The organism is Mucilaginibacter sp., assembly GCF_036568825.1.
GTDB lineage: Bacteria > Bacteroidota > Bacteroidia > Sphingobacteriales > Sphingobacteriaceae > Mucilaginibacter.
In genome coordinates, this window is the sequence record NZ_DATCRU010000041.1 from 1 (window position 1) to 17,474 (window position 17,474).

Annotated in this window: 13 protein-coding genes and 1 tRNA gene; 10 read left to right on the forward strand and 4 right to left on the reverse strand. The window is 43.1% G+C overall.

All coding sequences use genetic code 11. The features are described from left to right. The first annotated feature begins 137 nt into the window (after window positions 1-137). On the forward strand, window positions 138-971 hold the full coding sequence (locus tag VIM89_RS08475) for a phytoene/squalene synthase family protein (RefSeq protein WP_488155720.1): 834 nt from the start codon (window positions 138-140) through the stop codon (window positions 969-971). Next, entirely contained in the window at window positions 968-1,204 is a 237-nt protein-coding gene (locus tag VIM89_RS08480) for a cytochrome b5 domain-containing protein (RefSeq protein WP_488155721.1), read from the forward strand. The genes VIM89_RS08475 and VIM89_RS08480 overlap by 4 nt, the downstream gene beginning before the upstream one ends. A gap of 65 nt (window positions 1,205-1,269) precedes the next feature. Here VIM89_RS08480 and VIM89_RS08485 read toward each other — a convergent pair whose 3' ends face one another. Further along, on the reverse strand, window positions 1,270-2,187 hold the full coding sequence (locus VIM89_RS08485) for a PfkB family carbohydrate kinase (protein ID WP_488155722.1): 918 nt from the start codon (window positions 2,185-2,187) through the stop codon (window positions 1,270-1,272). An 87-nt stretch (window positions 2,188-2,274) separates the two neighbouring features. Between VIM89_RS08485 and VIM89_RS08490 the strand changes: the two genes are divergently transcribed. After that, window positions 2,275-2,348 (forward strand) — tRNA-Asn (locus VIM89_RS08490). A gap of 70 nt (window positions 2,349-2,418) precedes the next feature. Here the strand turns inward: VIM89_RS08490 and VIM89_RS08495 are convergent. Continuing rightward, a complete protein-coding gene (locus VIM89_RS08495) occupies window positions 2,419-3,108 on the reverse strand; it encodes a phosphonatase-like hydrolase (RefSeq protein ID WP_488155723.1) in 690 nt (229 codons plus the stop codon). Between the two features lie 57 nt (window positions 3,109-3,165). Continuing rightward, a complete protein-coding gene (locus VIM89_RS08500) occupies window positions 3,166-4,473 on the reverse strand; it encodes a DUF5690 family protein (protein ID WP_488155724.1) in 1,308 nt (435 codons plus the stop codon). Window positions 4,474-5,149: 676 nt separating this feature from the next. Between VIM89_RS08500 and VIM89_RS08505 the strand changes: the two genes are divergently transcribed. The 7 genes from VIM89_RS08505 to VIM89_RS08535 all read left to right on the forward strand — a co-directional run bounded on the left by VIM89_RS08505 (window position 5,150) and on the right by VIM89_RS08535 (window position 14,613). Then, window positions 5,150-5,539: a hypothetical protein gene (locus tag VIM89_RS08505; protein WP_488155725.1), complete on the forward strand. Its 390-nt coding sequence runs from the start codon at window positions 5,150-5,152 to the stop codon at window positions 5,537-5,539. 285 nt (window positions 5,540-5,824) lie between these two features. Next, a complete protein-coding gene (locus tag VIM89_RS08510; protein WP_488155726.1) occupies window positions 5,825-9,184 on the forward strand; it encodes a SusC/RagA family TonB-linked outer membrane protein in 3,360 nt (1,119 codons plus the stop codon). A 30-nt stretch (window positions 9,185-9,214) separates the two neighbouring features. Continuing rightward, window positions 9,215-10,879 (forward strand): SusD/RagB family nutrient-binding outer membrane lipoprotein, encoded by a 1,665-nt coding sequence (locus VIM89_RS08515; protein WP_488155727.1) that lies wholly within the window; start codon window positions 9,215-9,217, stop codon window positions 10,877-10,879. Between the two features lie 66 nt (window positions 10,880-10,945). Beyond that, window positions 10,946-11,770 carry a tyrosine-protein phosphatase gene (locus tag VIM89_RS08520; protein WP_488155728.1) on the forward strand — a complete coding sequence of 275 codons (825 nt, stop codon included), beginning with the start codon at window positions 10,946-10,948 and terminating at the stop codon, window positions 11,768-11,770. A gap of 26 nt (window positions 11,771-11,796) precedes the next feature. Then, entirely contained in the window at window positions 11,797-13,473 is a 1,677-nt protein-coding gene (locus VIM89_RS08525) for an amidohydrolase (RefSeq protein ID WP_488155729.1), read from the forward strand. Window positions 13,474-13,486: 13 nt separating this feature from the next. Continuing rightward, on the forward strand, window positions 13,487-14,020 hold the full coding sequence (locus tag VIM89_RS08530; RefSeq protein ID WP_488155730.1) for an NUDIX hydrolase N-terminal domain-containing protein: 534 nt from the start codon (window positions 13,487-13,489) through the stop codon (window positions 14,018-14,020). Window positions 14,021-14,076: 56 nt separating this feature from the next. Further along, window positions 14,077-14,613, forward strand: coding sequence for a DUF6886 family protein (locus VIM89_RS08535; protein ID WP_488155731.1), 537 nt, complete (start codon window positions 14,077-14,079; stop codon window positions 14,611-14,613). A gap of 6 nt (window positions 14,614-14,619) precedes the next feature. Here VIM89_RS08535 and VIM89_RS08540 read toward each other — a convergent pair whose 3' ends face one another. Continuing rightward, window positions 14,620-17,319, reverse strand: coding sequence for a phosphoesterase (locus tag VIM89_RS08540; RefSeq protein ID WP_488155732.1), 2,700 nt, complete (start codon window positions 17,317-17,319; stop codon window positions 14,620-14,622). Window positions 17,320-17,474 lie beyond the last annotated feature (155 nt).

Genomic DNA, 17,474 nt, shown 5'->3' on the forward strand with positions numbered 1-17,474 from the left:
AAAGCCTGCGCCGATAACTACTACCCGTTTGTTTTTGCTCATGTATTAACTCAATGCAAAGTAAACAATAGATTTTGCGATGCTGAAATCCATTTCCCGGCTGAATTCGTAGATTTGGCGAAATTGCTGAGAAACGAATGAACCTGTACGATGATACCTGCTTTGAAAGCAGTAAATTGATTACTAATAAGTACAGCACCTCATTTAGTAAGGGTATCAACGCCTTCGATGAGCGTTACCGCTACCCCATTTACGCCATATACGGATTTGTAAGATATGCTGACGAGATTGTGGATACTTTTCATGGACATGACCAGCATCAATTGATCAATGATTTTAAGGCCGATGCTTTTAAAGCCATCGAACAAAAGATCAGTCTTAATCCTGTATTGCAGTCATTCCAGTTAGTAGTTAACAAATATCATATTGATCTGGAATTGATTGAAGCTTTTTTGAGGTCGATGGAGATGGACCTGGATAAGAAGTCGTTTGAAAAGGATGAATATGATGCCTATATCTATGGCTCGGCCGAAGTGATCGGTCTAATGTGTCTTCGCGTATTTTGCGAGGGCGATGATAGTTTGTATAACCGTTTAAAATCGCCTGCTCAAAAATTAGGTTCCGCCCTTCAAAAAATAAATTTCCTGAGGGATATTAAGGCTGATCTTCACGAACGGGGACGCATTTACTTTCCTGGCGTAGATTTCAACCATTTTACCGATACCGAAAAAGCACAAATAGAGGCCGATATAAAAAAAGACCTGGCCGAAGGTTTTACAGGGATAAAAGATCTGCCCCAGGGAGCAAGGCTGGGTGTTTATATCGCTTACATGTATTATGGCGAGTTGCTGAAAAAGATCATTAAAACGCCCGCCCGGATTATTTTGCAGCATCGTATCAGGATTACTGATACCAATAAAAGTATGCTTTATTTGAAGGCGATCTCAAAACATAAACTGGGTTTGATATGAGTGAGTTGCCTGTTTATACGCGCTCCCAGTTGGCGTTACGCAACGGGCAGGACAAGCCCGAAGTTTGGATAGCCTACAAAGGCTTGATCTACGACGTAAGCAGAAGCAGGCTATGGCGCAAAGGTCAGCATTATGAGCATTGGGCAGGACAGGACCTGACCGCAGAATTACCCGACGCACCACATGATGAATGGGTTTTTGAGAATTTTGATCCGATAGGCCGACTTATTTGAAGTCAGAAGTCCGAAGGCAGATGTCAGAGCCTTTTCCAAACCTCTGACATCCGACCTCTGACTTCTTATAATATCTCGAACTTAGCTAAATCTATAAACTGCTGTATCCTGTCTGTCAAGGCTTTTTCAGTCAGATTTTTCAATTTTTCGGTACCGAAAGTTTCTACGCAGAAGGATGCTAAAGCTGAGCCATAGATGATAGCATTTTTCATATTGGCAAAATTTATTTCACCGGTTTTTGCCATGTAGCCGATAAAACCACCGGCAAATGTATCGCCTGCGCCTGTTGGGTCAAATACATCTTCCAACGGAAGGGCGGGGGCGGCGAATATTTTTCCTTCGCCAAATAACAGGGCGCCATGTTCACCTTTTTTAATGATAAGGTATTTAGGGCCCATAGATAGTATTTTATTGGCTGCTTTAACAAGTGAATACTCTCCTGATAACTGACGGGCTTCGGCATCATTGATCGTTAATACATCAACCAGTTTAATAGTTGCCAGCAAATCGTCCAGCGCTACGTTCATCCAAAAATTCATCGTATCCATTACGATCAGTTTAGGACGCTTCTTTAATCTTTTAATAGCGGTTTGCTGTGTTATCGGTGCCAAATTCGCCAGCATGAGATATTCGCAGTCCTGGTACGAGTCAGGGATGATCGGGTCGAAATCCTCCAGCACATTCAATCCGGTCTCTAATGTGTCGCGGCTGTTCATATCTGTATGATATTTACCCGACCAGTAAAAATTCAGTCGGTTTTCGTCAATCTGCAGACCTTCTGTATTGATATTATGATCATGCCATACATTGATTTCAGACTTCGGAAAGTTCTTGCCGATGATGCCAACCAGCTTTACCTTATTGTAAAAGTAAGATGCTGCCAGACAGGCAAATGGCGCTGCTCCGCCTACTATTTTATTGGCCTTCCCGAAGGGGGTTTCTATGTCATCAAGGGCCACCGAGCCAATCACTATTAAACTCATGTAAGAATAATTTTAATTTTTTTTGCGCAAATATTGTGAATTAAAGGCGGAAATCATACTTTTGCACACTCCAAACCGGAAAATGATTCCTGAGTAGCTCAGCCGGTTAGAGCATCTGACTGTTAATCAGAGGGTCGCTGGTTCGAGCCCAGCCTCAGGAGCTAAAAAGCCTCACAGATCTGTGAGGCTTTTTTATTGAAGTTTTTTTATAAATATAAATCTCCGTAAGATTTACACAGCCGAATCAATTATTGGAACCAAATCAATAAGATTATTTATGATATAATCCGGTTGAGCTGATTCTAATTGTTCGTAAACATGGGCACCGGTAGTGATGCCGATGCTTAAAGCACAACCGGCGTTTTTTCCTTCTTCGATATCTATTGTTGAATCGCCAACTTTAATTACAGTTTTACTGTCTTCAATGCCAAATTCTTTCATCGCGTACCAGATCATATCGGGGTTCGGGCGATTTTTGTGAACTTCCGTCGCGGTCACCAGTTCATCAAATTCCTTTCCTTTTTCCCAACCCAGTTTCTTTATGATGGTGTGTGCGGTTTGGCGATCATATCCCGTATTCAGTACGGTTAATATGCCCCTTTTCTTCAACCCGGCAAACAATTCGGTAGCGTTAGGCTGCGGTAAGATTTCCAGTTTGCGGTAAGCTTCAGCCAGCTGACTGATAAAACTCTGATAAATCTGTTTTGCCAGCGCTTCATCATTATTACCTGCGTAGGTGCTTAATACATCTTTTATCGCCTTAAGCTTTTCTTTGCCGGCTCCCTGGGCCAACACCTGTTCGAGCGTTAAGTTGAACCCGGCCTCGTTAATTGCTTTCTGGACAGTTTTATAAACTACGTTATTTTCATCTATCGTGGTTCCGGCCATATCAAAAACCACCATTTTTATTTTATTTGCCATTGATTAGTGTATTCTTTAATTATAGTTATTATAAAAGGGGTAATTTATTTTTTCAAATTACAGTTTAGCAGTTATTTCATTTCCGGTAAAATTAACGACCGGCCGTATGTTGTTTTTTAGTTTGATTTTAAAGTACAAATAACAAAATAAAACAATAAGCGCCCCTAGGATTCCCAGTCCTGTACATATCTTTAGAAAAATTGACAGAATAGATTCGCCGGTGGGCGTTAAATACCTTAATATTAATAGGCCAACATAGCCGGTATAGCCAACGGAATCAACAATATACATCAGGAACCCAACATTGGCGCGCTCGCGTGTAATAGCAATCAAACGCTCGAACATTACTGCATGGATGGCCACATAAGGCAGATAAACGCCCAGGCCCACCAGTACCATGAACGGAAACTTGCCCAGACCTTGATCAAGGCCTATCACAGTGATAAGCAGCAGCACAAATCCGCAAAGACTCGTAAAGAGTGAGAATTGAAATGCCTTGCTATGGCTGCGAACCAACACGGTAAGGCCAATGATAACGATTACACCGAATGATACGATCAATTCGGAAACGGTAAAAAGCGATGGCGTTTGTTTATAACCCAGTCCTGTCCACAATTCAACGGCAAAATCGGCACGAACGCTGCGGAGCAATGTGGCAAACAGGTAAATCAGAATAATTCCAACCAGGCCGGGAGCATATTTATTGAAGAATTTCCAGCGGTCGCTGCCAGTCATCGGCTCGCGCACCGACCGGGATTCGATATCAACTCCGGTAGGCGCAGGAACAATGGAAAGCATACCTGTAAATAATAATATAGGTATCATAAATGCCAGTCCGGCAAAGAAGGGCATCCAGTTTTCGGATATGCCAAGCCCAAGCAGCATTGAGCCTACAGATTTGGAAACGCCGTCTGATACGATGAAACTCGCACATAAACCGGCTATCAGAAATTCGGTGTTTTTTCGGCCTTCAACAAATCCAAGTACCAAACCAAATATCACACCAAGAGGCAGTCCGTTTAAAAACAAGCAGATCATATTCCATGGCCGTGGTATTATGCCGAAAAGAAGGAGACTAACCTGCGCAAATGCAATTAAGATCAAAATTGCCCGAATCCGATGAACGGGCTTTATCTCAGATACAAATTTTATCCCGATCCATTTTGCGGCAACGTAACCAATGGTTTGCGCTATAATGAGCAAAAACTTATAATTGACACCCAAAAATAGGGTTTCGCTGTAAGTTGCTGCAGTGTAAGGCTTTCGAAAACCGTACATGCAAAAATAAGTGCCAAAGGCAGCAACCAGCACCCAAACCGGATTTGAAGCTATCTGCTGCAGCCATTTGGGATATGATCGTTGCATAATTGAATTACGTGATTGGTTTAGCTAAACTGAACATAGTTTATTATTGATTAACTAAGTTACTGTTAAACTTTAGTTAATTTACCAGATATTTTTGAGGGTTACCGATTTGTCAACTAACAGTTGCCAAACGGATAAATGGCTATCCTAAAAAGATAATTGTAGTATTTATTTATAAATGCGTAACAATTCAGTAACAATAATCGATTATGTTAGCTTTTCAACAAGCGTTTATAAAATGAACAATAAGTTAAGAAAAAATACCATTCTGTTTTTAAGCATGATGTATCTTTTTTTTGCTTGTTTATATGTTAATCTATGCCAAAGATCGTTGGTCCCTTTATTTCAGATCTCGCAGCCAACAAGTAATGCAAATAGCAATTTATCATCCGGACAAAAGTCGCTACTAAATAAGTTTGCATCGAGGCCGCGAATTATTTTAAATAAAAAACTTGTTCTGTTACCGGTTGATGGCATAGTGTCATCCCTGTTTTTATGGATTCCCGGCATTTATTTGTTCTTTACTATTGCTTCTCTTCTAATAACCAACCTGCTGTCAAAGAAATTACTTCCTGTTATTTGTTCCTGGCGTATCTGATCTGAGCCATTTTATTAATACCCCTGTTATCTTAACAGTAAATCACTGATTTCGTGCTAAGATTAGATATTTAATGCCATGAACAATATTTTAATGACGGATGACCTTATTATCCGTCAGCTACAAGAAAAAGAAACAAGGCTTATTGCCGAGCTAAACAAAGTAAGACTTGCTTTAAATGCTTTTCTGAATAATGAAGAGAATGAAGCAATAGATAATGACCTAAATGAAGCAATACCGGCGGAGTACTCACCGGAAATGACCTATGCGTACAAAATCCTCTTTGTACTGAATCAGCATCGGGGTACCATGCTGGTATCGGAGATCGTTGAGACCATCCATATTCTTGAGCCAAGGCTCGACAAGGAAAAACTTCAAAAAAACATTAGCTATAATTTATCCATGCTGGCAAAATATAATAGGATCAGAAAACATCCGTTCAACCGGAATATTAAATATTCCTTATAATATTTTGACTGTAAACGGCTATAAAATAAAGAATCGCTAAAAAGATTAGTCTTTGTTTATTGTAATGAAAAATGGAATAAATTTTTGTTGTCATTCTGACACATTCGTTTTTTTCGCAACAGGCATTTTTCTTCATTGTAATGATTTGGATACAAAAAAGTTAGTGTAGCTTAACAATACTTCGGAATTTCTTCTTTTGTTTAGTATTTGTTAACTTTTTGTTATTGTTAGTAAAACCGTTTTGTAACAACATGCAAATAGTTTTATGTGCCAAACAAATAGCACATGAAACGAAACTTACCAAACAATTTTCCGCGGCTATTACTACTTTTGTTAGTAACCGTGTTTATGTTTTGCGGCAAGGCATTTGCGCAAAACACGATCAGGGGTATTGTGTTAGACAACAACAATCAACCCCTTCCCGGAGTAACCATTAAAGTTAAAGGAACAACCAGAGCTACGGTAACAGGTGCCGAAGGCCGGTTCACTTTTGCAGCTGATAAAGGTGAGACCCTGGAAATAAGCGCTATTGGGTTTACCACGCAGGAAGTGGCGGTAACATCCGATGCCAACTATTCTATTCAATTAAAGCAGGAATCTAAAAATCTGAATGAGGTAGTTGTTACAGCTTTAGGTGTGAAAAAAGAGTTTCAGCGCCTGGGCTATTCGCAATCACAAATTCGTGGCGACGATTTAACCTTAGCCCGCGACGCTAATCCATTGCAATCAATGGAAGGTAAAGTAGCCGGCTTAACCATTGGTTCGAGCTCTGAGTTTTTCGGAGCTCCAAACGTTGTTTTGCGTGGTAGCAAAGACGTTTTATACGTAATTGATGGTGTGCCTGTGGAATCGAACACTTATGACTTTAACCCTGATGATATTGATACCTATACTGTGCTGAAAGGCCCTAACGCTGCGGCATTGTATGGTTTCCGTGGTATCAACGGCGCTATTATTATCACCACCAAAAAAGGTACTAAAGATAAAAAGGGCTGGCAGATAGATTTCAACAACACCGTTGAAATGGAAAAAGGGTTTCTTGTTGAACCGCAGTCGCAGACACAATATGGCCGTGGTACCAACTACCAGTATGCTTACGGTAATCAATTATATGATAATACACAAAGATTGCCCGAATGGGGCCCGCGTTTCGACGGTGTTTTCAAAACCACACAGTTTGATAGCCCGTATGATCCGGTAACAGGCATACGTACACCTACGCCATGGCTGGCCCGCGGTGCTAATAACTTCGATGATTTTGTTCAGACAGGTTATACAACCACCAATACACTCGCTCTTGCCGCCAGCGGATCAAACTATGATGTGCGTATATCCTACGGTCATACTTTTCAGCAGGGCGACTTTCCTAATACCAAGTTAAACATCGACAACTTTAAGCTTGCTGCAGGTTATGATATTTCTCCAAAATTGCGTGTTGACGGAGACCTGAACTTAAACCTGCAATATTCGCCGAACATACCGGATCCTAGCTACAGCCCTAACAGCTATTTGTATATGTTCAAAGTATACGGGTCTTCCGATTATCCTATCGATGCATTGAAAAATTATTACCAGGGCCCGATGGGTGTGCCAAACCTTGTTCAGTATGCACAGGAGTACGGACGCGAAAATAACCCATGGTTTATTGCCGACAAATGGCTTAAAGGTCGCGAAAATCAGGTGATAAATGGGTCATTGTCATTGACTTATAAGGTTAATAGCGATTTGAACATTCGTTTGCGTACAGCCTTGAATACTTATAATGAGCTGAATACAGAGCAGGTGCCAGCTTCAACCAACCTGAACGAATACCTGTCATGGTATTATTTCGGATGGTATGGCGACTACAGGCAGGATCAGCGTAACCTATTGGAAAATAACACCGATCTGAATATCACTTATAAACATAAATTCGGTGGTTTTGAACTGAATGCTTTGGGAGGAGCCAACGAGCGCTCATTCAGATATTTGTCTAATTGGGCTACAACCAAAGACCTTTCTATTCCAAACGTTTATAATCTGAACAACTCGATAAACCCGATATTGAATTATAACTTCAATTCAAAGATGCAGGTTTACAGTGCTTACTACTCAGTCGATCTGGGCTACAAGAACTACATCAACCTGAACACTACGGGCCGTGTGGATAACCTATCGACGCTGCCATCAGGTAATAATACATTTTTCTATCCTTCGGTGTCATTAAGCTCGGTGGTAACAGACTATATTAAGCTGCCTGAAGTGATATCATTCTTTAAATTGAGAGCATCTTATGCCGACGTAAAAGGCGGATTGACCAGCCCTTATATCGGTACTTCTTACAACGCAGTTCAGTCGACAGCATTAGGTACAGGCTGGAACTCACAGCCGCTGGTTAACCTGCTGGGTTATGGTTCTGAATTACTTACGCCTTACAACGGCCCAACTTACGTAAACTCAAGCTCGACCGCACCGGCAACATATTATAACGGTTCGCCATCGGTGAGCCTTTCGACAACAATAGCCAATCCTAAAATAAAACCATTCGACGTAAGCTCTTATGAGTTTGGCGGCGATTTGAAGTTCTTCAACAATAGGTTAGGCTTAAATGCAACTTACTTTACAACCACAAATGGTCCTAACATCGTACAGTTGCCGGTTGCCCCATCTACTACTTATAATTACCAGATCATCAATGGTATAACCACCAAAAAGAATGGCTTTGAAATTGAATTGATGGGTTCAGTACTTAAGAGCCAGAATGGCCTTAACTGGGATATTAACGCCAACTATTCTACTTATAAAGAAACCCTTAAATCTGTTTATGACGGCGCTACCAGCTATTTCTTCAACGGTCATACCTATAATGTAGGAGACAGGCTTGACGCTATATATGGCACCAAGTTCGTACGTGACGGACAAGGCGATATCGTTAACAGCGGGGGTATACCTTTAACAGCTCCCGCGCAGCAGAAGAATGGACAGTATGGTCTTTTAGGCTACGCCGACCCTGATTTCGCATTCGGTATAACCAACACTTTCGGCTATCATCATTTCTTCCTCAGTTTTGTGGTTGCCGGCAGGATCGGGGGTAAAATATATGACTATACCAAATACCACTCTTTCAACGGCGGTACAGCAGCCGAAACTGCTGAAGGTGCATTTGGTGCGGCCCGTTTAGCAGAATGGAACAGTACTAATGAGGGTACTGTGGCAGCAACACCTAAGTATGTAGGCCAGGGTGTGATGATAACCAGCGGTACTCCAATTTATGGCCCGGGTGGTGTGATCACCAACTTAAACCAGCTAACTTTTGCACCTAATAATGTACCTGTACTGGTGCAGAGCTATGTATCCAGCGGTTTGGGGGCCAATGTTGATGAATATTATATGGTTAGCCGTTCATACGCTAAACTACAGGAAGCAAGCTTTGGATATACCTTCCCTGAAAGCATGCTGAAAGGTACTTTTATCAAAAAGATATCTATATCTGTAGTAGGCCGGAACCTGCTGTATTTTGCCGCACGCAAGGACGTCGATCTTGATCAGTACGCTTCTGGTTACGATGCTTCAACAAAAGCGTTGGTTGGCGGTGATAATGGTTCAGTTGACTTGTCAAGTCCTACCGCACGACGCTTCGGATTCAATCTTCACCTAACATTCTAAAATTGTTCAACAATGATTAATAAGAAATTTATGAAAATAAGATCATTAATTCCAGCAGCCATATTAATTATTGGCATGGTATCGGTAACCGGCTGCCAGAAAGGCGATCTGGTCGATAACCCCAACGTAGCAGGAGCTACCGGAACTGTTCCGGCTTCTCTTCTGCTCAATCACCTTACCGCAACGCTGATCAGGAATCCGGGAAGTAGCAATACATCCAATGAGATGCCTTTTACATACTCTACAACAGCAGGGCAATATGAATTGTCTAACTACCAGTATTACAGGGGTAATAATAACTATAACTTCGGCAATACTAACGATAGCTATGATATTTTAAAATATGCTATTGCACTGGAAACCCAATCGACCCAGCAACAAGGCAATCAGACAAACAAATATTATGCCCTGGCCCAGTTTTTTAAAGCTTATGCAGGTATCTGGCTTACCCAGCGTGTAGGCGATATCCCGTTTTCTGAAGCTGGCAGCGCTACGGTTCTTACACCCAAGTTTGATACGCAGCACGATGTTTATAAAGCTTGCCTGGCACTGCTGGATAAAGCTAATTCTGTACTGGCGCCTTTGACCGCTACCAATTCAGGAAACAAGCTTGATTCAGGCGATATCTTTGGTTTATCTTACCTGCAATGGCAAAAAGTTATTAATACATATACTTTGCGTGTCCTGATCAGCCTGAGCAAAAGAGCCACGGACAATGCTGATCTGCAGATACCTCAAAAATTTGCTGCCATACTGGGTAATCCAACTCAGTATCCTATCATGACCGGCAATTCGGATAACGTAGTATACCAGTTTAATGCAGCCTTTAATCCATATCCTATTTTCCAATATGGCGCTCAGCCATATAACAACTTTGCAAATATAGGCGAAGCTTATATTAACGTAACCGTTCCAAATCAGGACCCACGTTTATTTGTTGTAGCAACCCCTGCGCCTGCGCAGGTTGCAGCCGGCAAAGCAGTAAGTGATTTTACTGCTTACGTAGGCGCTAATGACAACCTTGTGCTGCCTGATCTTCTGGATAATTCTAACAACGGTGAATATTCTTATACCAGCTACAACCGCTATTACACAAGCACTTCAGGCGCTTTGGCCGAGCCTTTCATTTTCATCGGCTATCCTGAATTATGCTTTAATATTGCTGAAGGCATTAACAGGGGATGGGCAACCGGCGACGCAGGTACCTGGTACACCAATGGCATAAATGCTTCATTTGCAAACTACGGTATGACCAACGGCCAAACAGTAACAATTGGTTATCCTATCTCCACTACCAATCCAACGCTTAACCCCAATCAAATAGCGCAAGGCGGCGCCTGGGGAACTGCTACCATAAATATTCCGCAGTTCTTGTCAAATGTTGCTTATGCAGGTAACAATGCTACCGGCCTCGCTCAAATATTTACACAACGTTATGTAGCAATGTTTGCCAACTCGGGCTGGGAGCCATATTACAACTGGAGAAGATCGGTTGACGCCACTCATCCAAATGGTATACCGGTTTGGGACCAGGGTGGTACCGGTATTGCTACAGGCGGCAGCAATTTAATACCTCGCCGCTGGTTATATCCGGCTAATGAGGCCGCATATAATGCGCAAAATTACAAAAGTGCGATCCAATCACAATTTGGAGGCGCCGACGATATAACTAAAGATACCTGGTTGACCAAATAGGTAAATTAAATTTCAATAATCGGCAGGGGCTAGTGGTTCAGCTCCTGCTTTTTTAATTATAAGCTTATGAAAAAGATCGTTTTATTATTCGTATTCATTGCAGCTACTTCATTAACAACTTTTGCACAGGTAGCCGACAGCGCAAAAAGACATGTGGTATTACAGGGAGCAGCTAATTTCCGCGATCTTGGCGGATATGCAACTGCCGATGGCCGCCATGTAAAATGGGGTGAGGTGTATCGCAGCGCTGATATCAGCAAACTTACCGATGCTGATCTGGCCAGGTTAAAAAGTCTGAACCTTTCTTGTGATGTTGATTTGCGCGGTCACCAGGAATCTGCACAGGCGCCTGATAAACTGAACCCAGGCACAAACTATATTTTGTGCCCAGCCGGAAGCGACAATATGAACTGGCTGAAAGATATGTCAAAGCTAAAAGGCAACCAGGGCGACAGTCTTATGGTTGTTTATTATAGCAACACACAATACCTGGCCGATAGGTACAAGCCTTTTTTTGACAAGCTGCTTAATCTGCCTGCAGATCAAAGCCTCGTATTTCATTGTACCGCGGGTAAAGACCGTACCGGTATAGGTTCAGCACTATTTTTATACAGCCTTGGTGTGCCTTATGATACGATCGTGAGTGATTACCTGGCCTCCAACTATTACAGGAAAGATGTGAATGAAAAACTTGCAGCACAAATGGCTCAAGCGATGCACATAGATCCGGAAGTGGCAAAAAGTATGGCCGGGGTGAAAAAAGAATATCTTGATGCTACCTTTAATGCTATTGTTAAGCAATACGGGTCGGTTGATAACTACCTGAAGACGCAGATCGGTCTTGACGATCAGAAGATCGCCCAGCTTAAAGAGAAGTTCCTGGAAAAATAATTTCTGAAATTATAAACCTTATAAAAATGTTTCTGAAAAACATCGCTCCATTGTTATTCCTGCTGATTGCTCCGCTGCTTTCATCAGCTCAGCAGGCTGATTTAGTATTGAACAATGGCAACATTATCACCATAAAGCAAAAAGGCGACCGTGCCCAGGCCATTGCCATAAAGGGTAATACTATAGTCGCAGTTGGCAGTAATGATGAGATCAAAAAATACATCTCCAACGGTACAAAAGTGATCGACCTGAAAGGCCGCACCGTTACTCCCGGCTTTAACGATTCCCACCAGCATCCCGCGCCGATCTATGCTTTTGAAGAACCTTATGCCGAGCTTGAGCTGGATACGGTAAGCTCGATGAAGAACCTGATCGTATTGCTCAAACGCAAAGCTGCCATTACACCAAAAGGAATGCTCATACGTGGCGTAGGTTATAACGAAACGCGTTTAGGGGGACAACCCATACGCGACAGCCTGGACAAAGCATCTACGGATCATCCTATTCTCATCACCCATGCCAGCGGCCATCTTTCGGCAGCCAACTCATTCCTGATGAAAATTAATGGCATCGATGAAACCATTAAAGACCCTCCGGGTGGCGCATTTGAGCGATATATCGGAACTAATAAACCCGATGGTATTTGTAAAGAATCGGCAGCAAGATTTTTACATCGTTCTAAAGACATAATCTATCCGCCCAAACCTACCCATGAGCAGGAAATGGCCGGTTTCCGGCTTTACTTTAACAATGTGCTGGCGAGTGGTATTACCAGCATAGGCGATGCCTGGACCTCACCTGATAAAGTACAGTTCTATAAAGAATTAGTCGATGAGCATTTTCCTATGCGTTTTAACCTGATCATCGGTGTGGATTATCTAGACCAGGTACTTAGCGGAAAAATACCGCAAGTGCACTCTGATTATCTCCGGATCAACACCATTAAAGTTTTTCATGGCAATTCCTTGAGCGGCAAAACCTGCTGGTTATATCAACCTTATGACATGATCAACCCGGTAACCGGTAAAAAGGATTACTACGGCATACCACCAGCACGCAGCCAGGCTGGACTGGATAGCTTATTCTATAAGATACATCATGCAGGCTGGCAGATCGCCTGTCACTCCAATGGCGACAGGGAGATCGACATGGTTATTGCCGCGATCGAGAAAGCAGAGCAATCAGATCCACGTCCTGATCCCCGTCACCGCATAGAGCATTGCAGCATCACCAATCAGCAGATACTGGATAAGATAAAGAAGGATGGTATTATACCCGTATTCCATTGTTATATGTACGAGTTGGGCGACAAAATGCTGGTTTACGGCCAGGAAAGGATGAGCATGCTGCACCCGACAAAAACAGCCGAAGACATGGGCATAATTTATGCTCTGCATTCGGATGCTCCGGTATCGCCATATCCTGCAATGCCAAGGTTAGGCAGCGCAGTTAACCGGAAAACCAGGGAAGGTATCGTGATTGGCGCTAACCAGTGCATCGATGCAGAGACAGCTATCAAGGCTTATACTTACGCCGGGGCTTATACCACTTTCGAGGAAAAGAAGAAAGGTACCTTGCAGCCGGGTATGTTTGCAGACATGATCGTTTTGGATGCCGACCCGACCAAAATTGATCCTGATCAGATCAGAAATATTAAAGTACAGGTAACAATCGTTGGAGGTAAAATAGTTTATCAGCAATAATGTTATCTCAACTATGGAAGGAAATTATCTTAACCTGCTTGACGAATTGCGGGCGATAGCACAAATTGGCATCAACTACAGCAAAAACCCGCACGACCTGCATAATTATGAACGCTTGCTTGGGCTGGCCGCTGACGAATATGCAGCCTTTACCGGCCTTCCGTCGCCAGAAATAATGGAAAGGTTCAGAAAAGAATTAGGCTACGTTACGCCTAAGATCGGTGTCAACGGCGTATTGTTTAATAGCGAAGGTAAAATATTCCTGGAGCAACGAAGTGACGACCATTTATGGGGCATACCCGGAGGCTGGGTTGATGTCGGCGAGTCGCCGGAAACCGCATTGAAGCGGGAGTTTGTGGAAGAGGCTAATTTTGTGATCGAGCCGGTGGATATTATTAAATTTCATACACGCTTGCCCGGCGAATTTAACCAGCCGCATACCTCGGTACATATCTACTATTATTGCCGGTATATCAGCGGTGAATTAAAGACCTCGCACGAAAGCCATGAAGTTTATGGATCCTTCAGCAATATCAGACTGGCATAAAGATCACCGGTATATCGCTGAAATTTGTACCGGCTATTTTCAAAAGATCAGTTCCAATGGGCTTGCAAGCAACGGGCATTCGCCTTTTTCACATCAGTGAAAGGCCGGGTATTGAAGTTTTTGAACCACGTCCTTCGCCATCTTATTTTGACGCGATTAAAGAGGATGTGGTTTTTGCTATATCAGACCGGTTACTGCATAATTATTTATTACCAAGAGACTGCCCGCGGGTAACTTATTACATCGGCCCGCAAACCACTGAAGCCGACAAAAACAGATTTTTCGGCGAAAGCACCGGTAAATTCATAATTACAGTACCTTCCGAATGGTATACTGAAATAAAAACAACGGTATTGTATTGCTACGAATTTGCGATAAACAATTTTACCCTGCTTGATGAGTGTGCCGGATACTACGTTTCAAGTCAAAGGGAGATACCTATAGCTATAAGAACCATATCCGACCCTATCAACGAAATTCTGTCCTTAGGTGTCGAACTACGCTTTACCCCATCTATCATTCCCCTGGCAGAAGTTGTGAAATGCTCAAGCCTCAATTTTTCATTAATTCGGATGAGGAATGCTAAAACATAACGAATGTCAGTCATCATCCTTACCTGCCAGCGTGGCTGGATAAGGTTTATTGCCTTTGGCGGCGTGCCACAAAATATGATTCATTAAATCATCGTTGCCGCCATCCACATGGTCGAACTGATGTTGCGAGGACGCTTTTGCATAAAATAGCGATTTGCCTTTAAGGGCAGAAAAGCCGGGATTAATGTCATTGATCGGGATACGATTCGGAACAACAGTATAAGTGTAGTTTGACGGCCGGTCTGCAAAGCATTTAAACATAGGCAAAGCTGTAGCGTCGATGATGTTCATAGGCGGGATGCCCAATATCTGTTCAATGGATCTTACGATACAAGTTTGATTATAATTAGTGGAGACTGTGCTTTGCAGGCAGCTATAGGCGCTCACCACAAATCCCGTAGTGCGGTAAGCGGATACATGGTCCCAGCCATCCTGCGAGTCATCTTCGGTTACAAAAATGACTGTGTTTTTCCAGAAACGGCTTTTGCTTACCGCCTCAATGATACGACCGAGGGCCAAATCGTTATCTGCCACCATTGATCTTGGTTTAGGCAAGCCGGGCCGTGTGCCTTGCGTATGATCGTCAGATAGCGCCATCACCATCAGGTTAGGCAGGGCATCGCCGGGCTTTTGTTCGTAATCATGCAGTTCTTTGATAAACGCGGCCGCTCTTACCTGGTCGGTAATCTTCAATTCGTCCGATGCCGGATAACTCTGCGACAGCATCGGCCTTACCCTCGATATCGTGCTGGTATTATAAAACTCAAAAGGTTTTCCGTTTTTATAATTGTTATAAATATCGGTCCAGCTCAGCTTTTCATTATAATGCGGTTGTGAAGCTTCCCCATATATCCTGACCGTTTTACCATGATCTGCTGCGTTGTTCCAGATAAATCCATTGGCATCATAAACTAAAGCATCTTCCTGTACATGCGGGTAGCTGCGAAACCACGCCCGCACGTTTTTCTCCACGTAATCGGTTACCATTGCTGCGTCCGTCCATTGGTGGCCCTCTGCCGAGCATTTGCCCGAAGCATAGTAATTATCGAGTAACAGGAACTTCCGCGCTAACTGGTGTTCATTAGGCGTTATGCTGTCGCCATATACGCATAACGACGGCATACCATTACCCTGCGGCATATCCCCCAACACCTGGTCGTAAGTGCGATTTTCTTTGATGATGTATAAAACATGGGTAAATACAGAAGGTTCGCCGATGCGCTCAGGCATAGGTCTTGGCGCAATGTTTTTTCTAGGCGCCAGGTTTGCAATTTCCTCGCGGAAGGTCAAATTGAGTTGTTTCACCTTCTTTGTATAGGCTTTCAGACCATTATCATCCGGGATTGGGATAATTGAAAGAGTTGCCTTTTCATGATGCGAGTTAAAGGCATTTGTAGCAGCAAGCTTACCCTGCGTGATAAACTCTTTTGTACTTATCCTTGAACCTTCACCCTCCAGGTTCGTTACAAACAGCGTATTGCCGTTTATTAGAAGTCCTCCCGGATAAGCCTCTGTCGGGATAAAGCCTTTGACAAACGTATTCCCCTTCTCATTTTGCGACGATTTATCGCCCAACTGAACTACAGCCACCGCATTGTCCAATCCGTTCGCAACATAAAGCTGGGAATTATCATTACTAAGTGTAAGCGCATTTGGCGAATCACCAATGTATCGATTGCTCCCCTGCAGAAGATTAACGGGGATGTTTTCGGTAACTTTAAGATCAGGAATAGAGATCACCGAAACATTGTCGCTGTTGGCATTGGCCACATACGCATACTTTCCATCGCTGCTGGTTACGATTGCATTTGGATGCAGGCCAACTGCTATTTCTTTCTGCATAGTACCGTCTGTCGCAAAAGCCTGCACGCTCCCGGTTTGCGTGGCCCCGGTTTTAGGGGCGATGTAAGTTTTGCCATATGGAACTCCCGCGGTTTCCCAACTCAAGGTATCAGTCCCGGGATCGCCGCCGCCCCAGTTGGTCACTAATATTTTGTCGCCGGTTATGGCAATGCCGTATGGCGCCACACCCGTTGGTTTCGCCCAAACAGTTTGCTTTGCTGAAAGATCGATCTTGACCAGTTGGTTATTGCCGTTTAAAACCACATACAGGTAATCTTTGCCATTTTCATTGTTAATGGCTAGTTCATTCGGAAGTGCCAGCGGAGATGGCGCTTTGGGCTTAAAAGCAATGGTATCTTCCAGTTGTATTTTCTTCCCATCCCATTTAGCCTGCAAAACATAAGAGCGATGGCTGCCTCCGTTGGCCGCACTCCAGAAGAACCGGGTTTCATTGCCCATGTTGTGTACAACCAAGCCTGAATAAGTGCTCATCAGACTGCCAAGCTTTGGAGCGTTCTTATAGGTCCAGCTGGCAACTACCTTATCGCTGGTAGTGTCGATCACGGTGATGCCGTAACGCTCCTCTACTACTAATAAAGACGAATTAGGTATCAACCTGGCAGTCAGACTATGGTTTTCTACACTGGGATCGCCAAACCGTATCGTTTTTCCCGCAGGATTGATCAACCGGTTGTAGGGCATCATTACAGGCAATACTTTGTTGGTGAGTGTGCTGTCGTCGTAAGCAAAATGCATATTGGTTTGCGCGTTTTCCGTAGTGTTGTTTTTCTGAACCGGGTGGCAGGCGCTCAAAAAAGTGAAAACTGTCGCTACCAAAAGCAAATTATTTATATAAGCTTTCATAGGGTTTTGCTAATATCAAGGGTAAAAATATCGTGGCTAAAGTTAACCAAATCTCAATTGGGTAAAGCCATTTGAGTTTACTCATGATTATTTTATTGTAAAATATACAGGACAAAAGGGATCCCGGCGCTCATTAATCATGATGATATAAATTT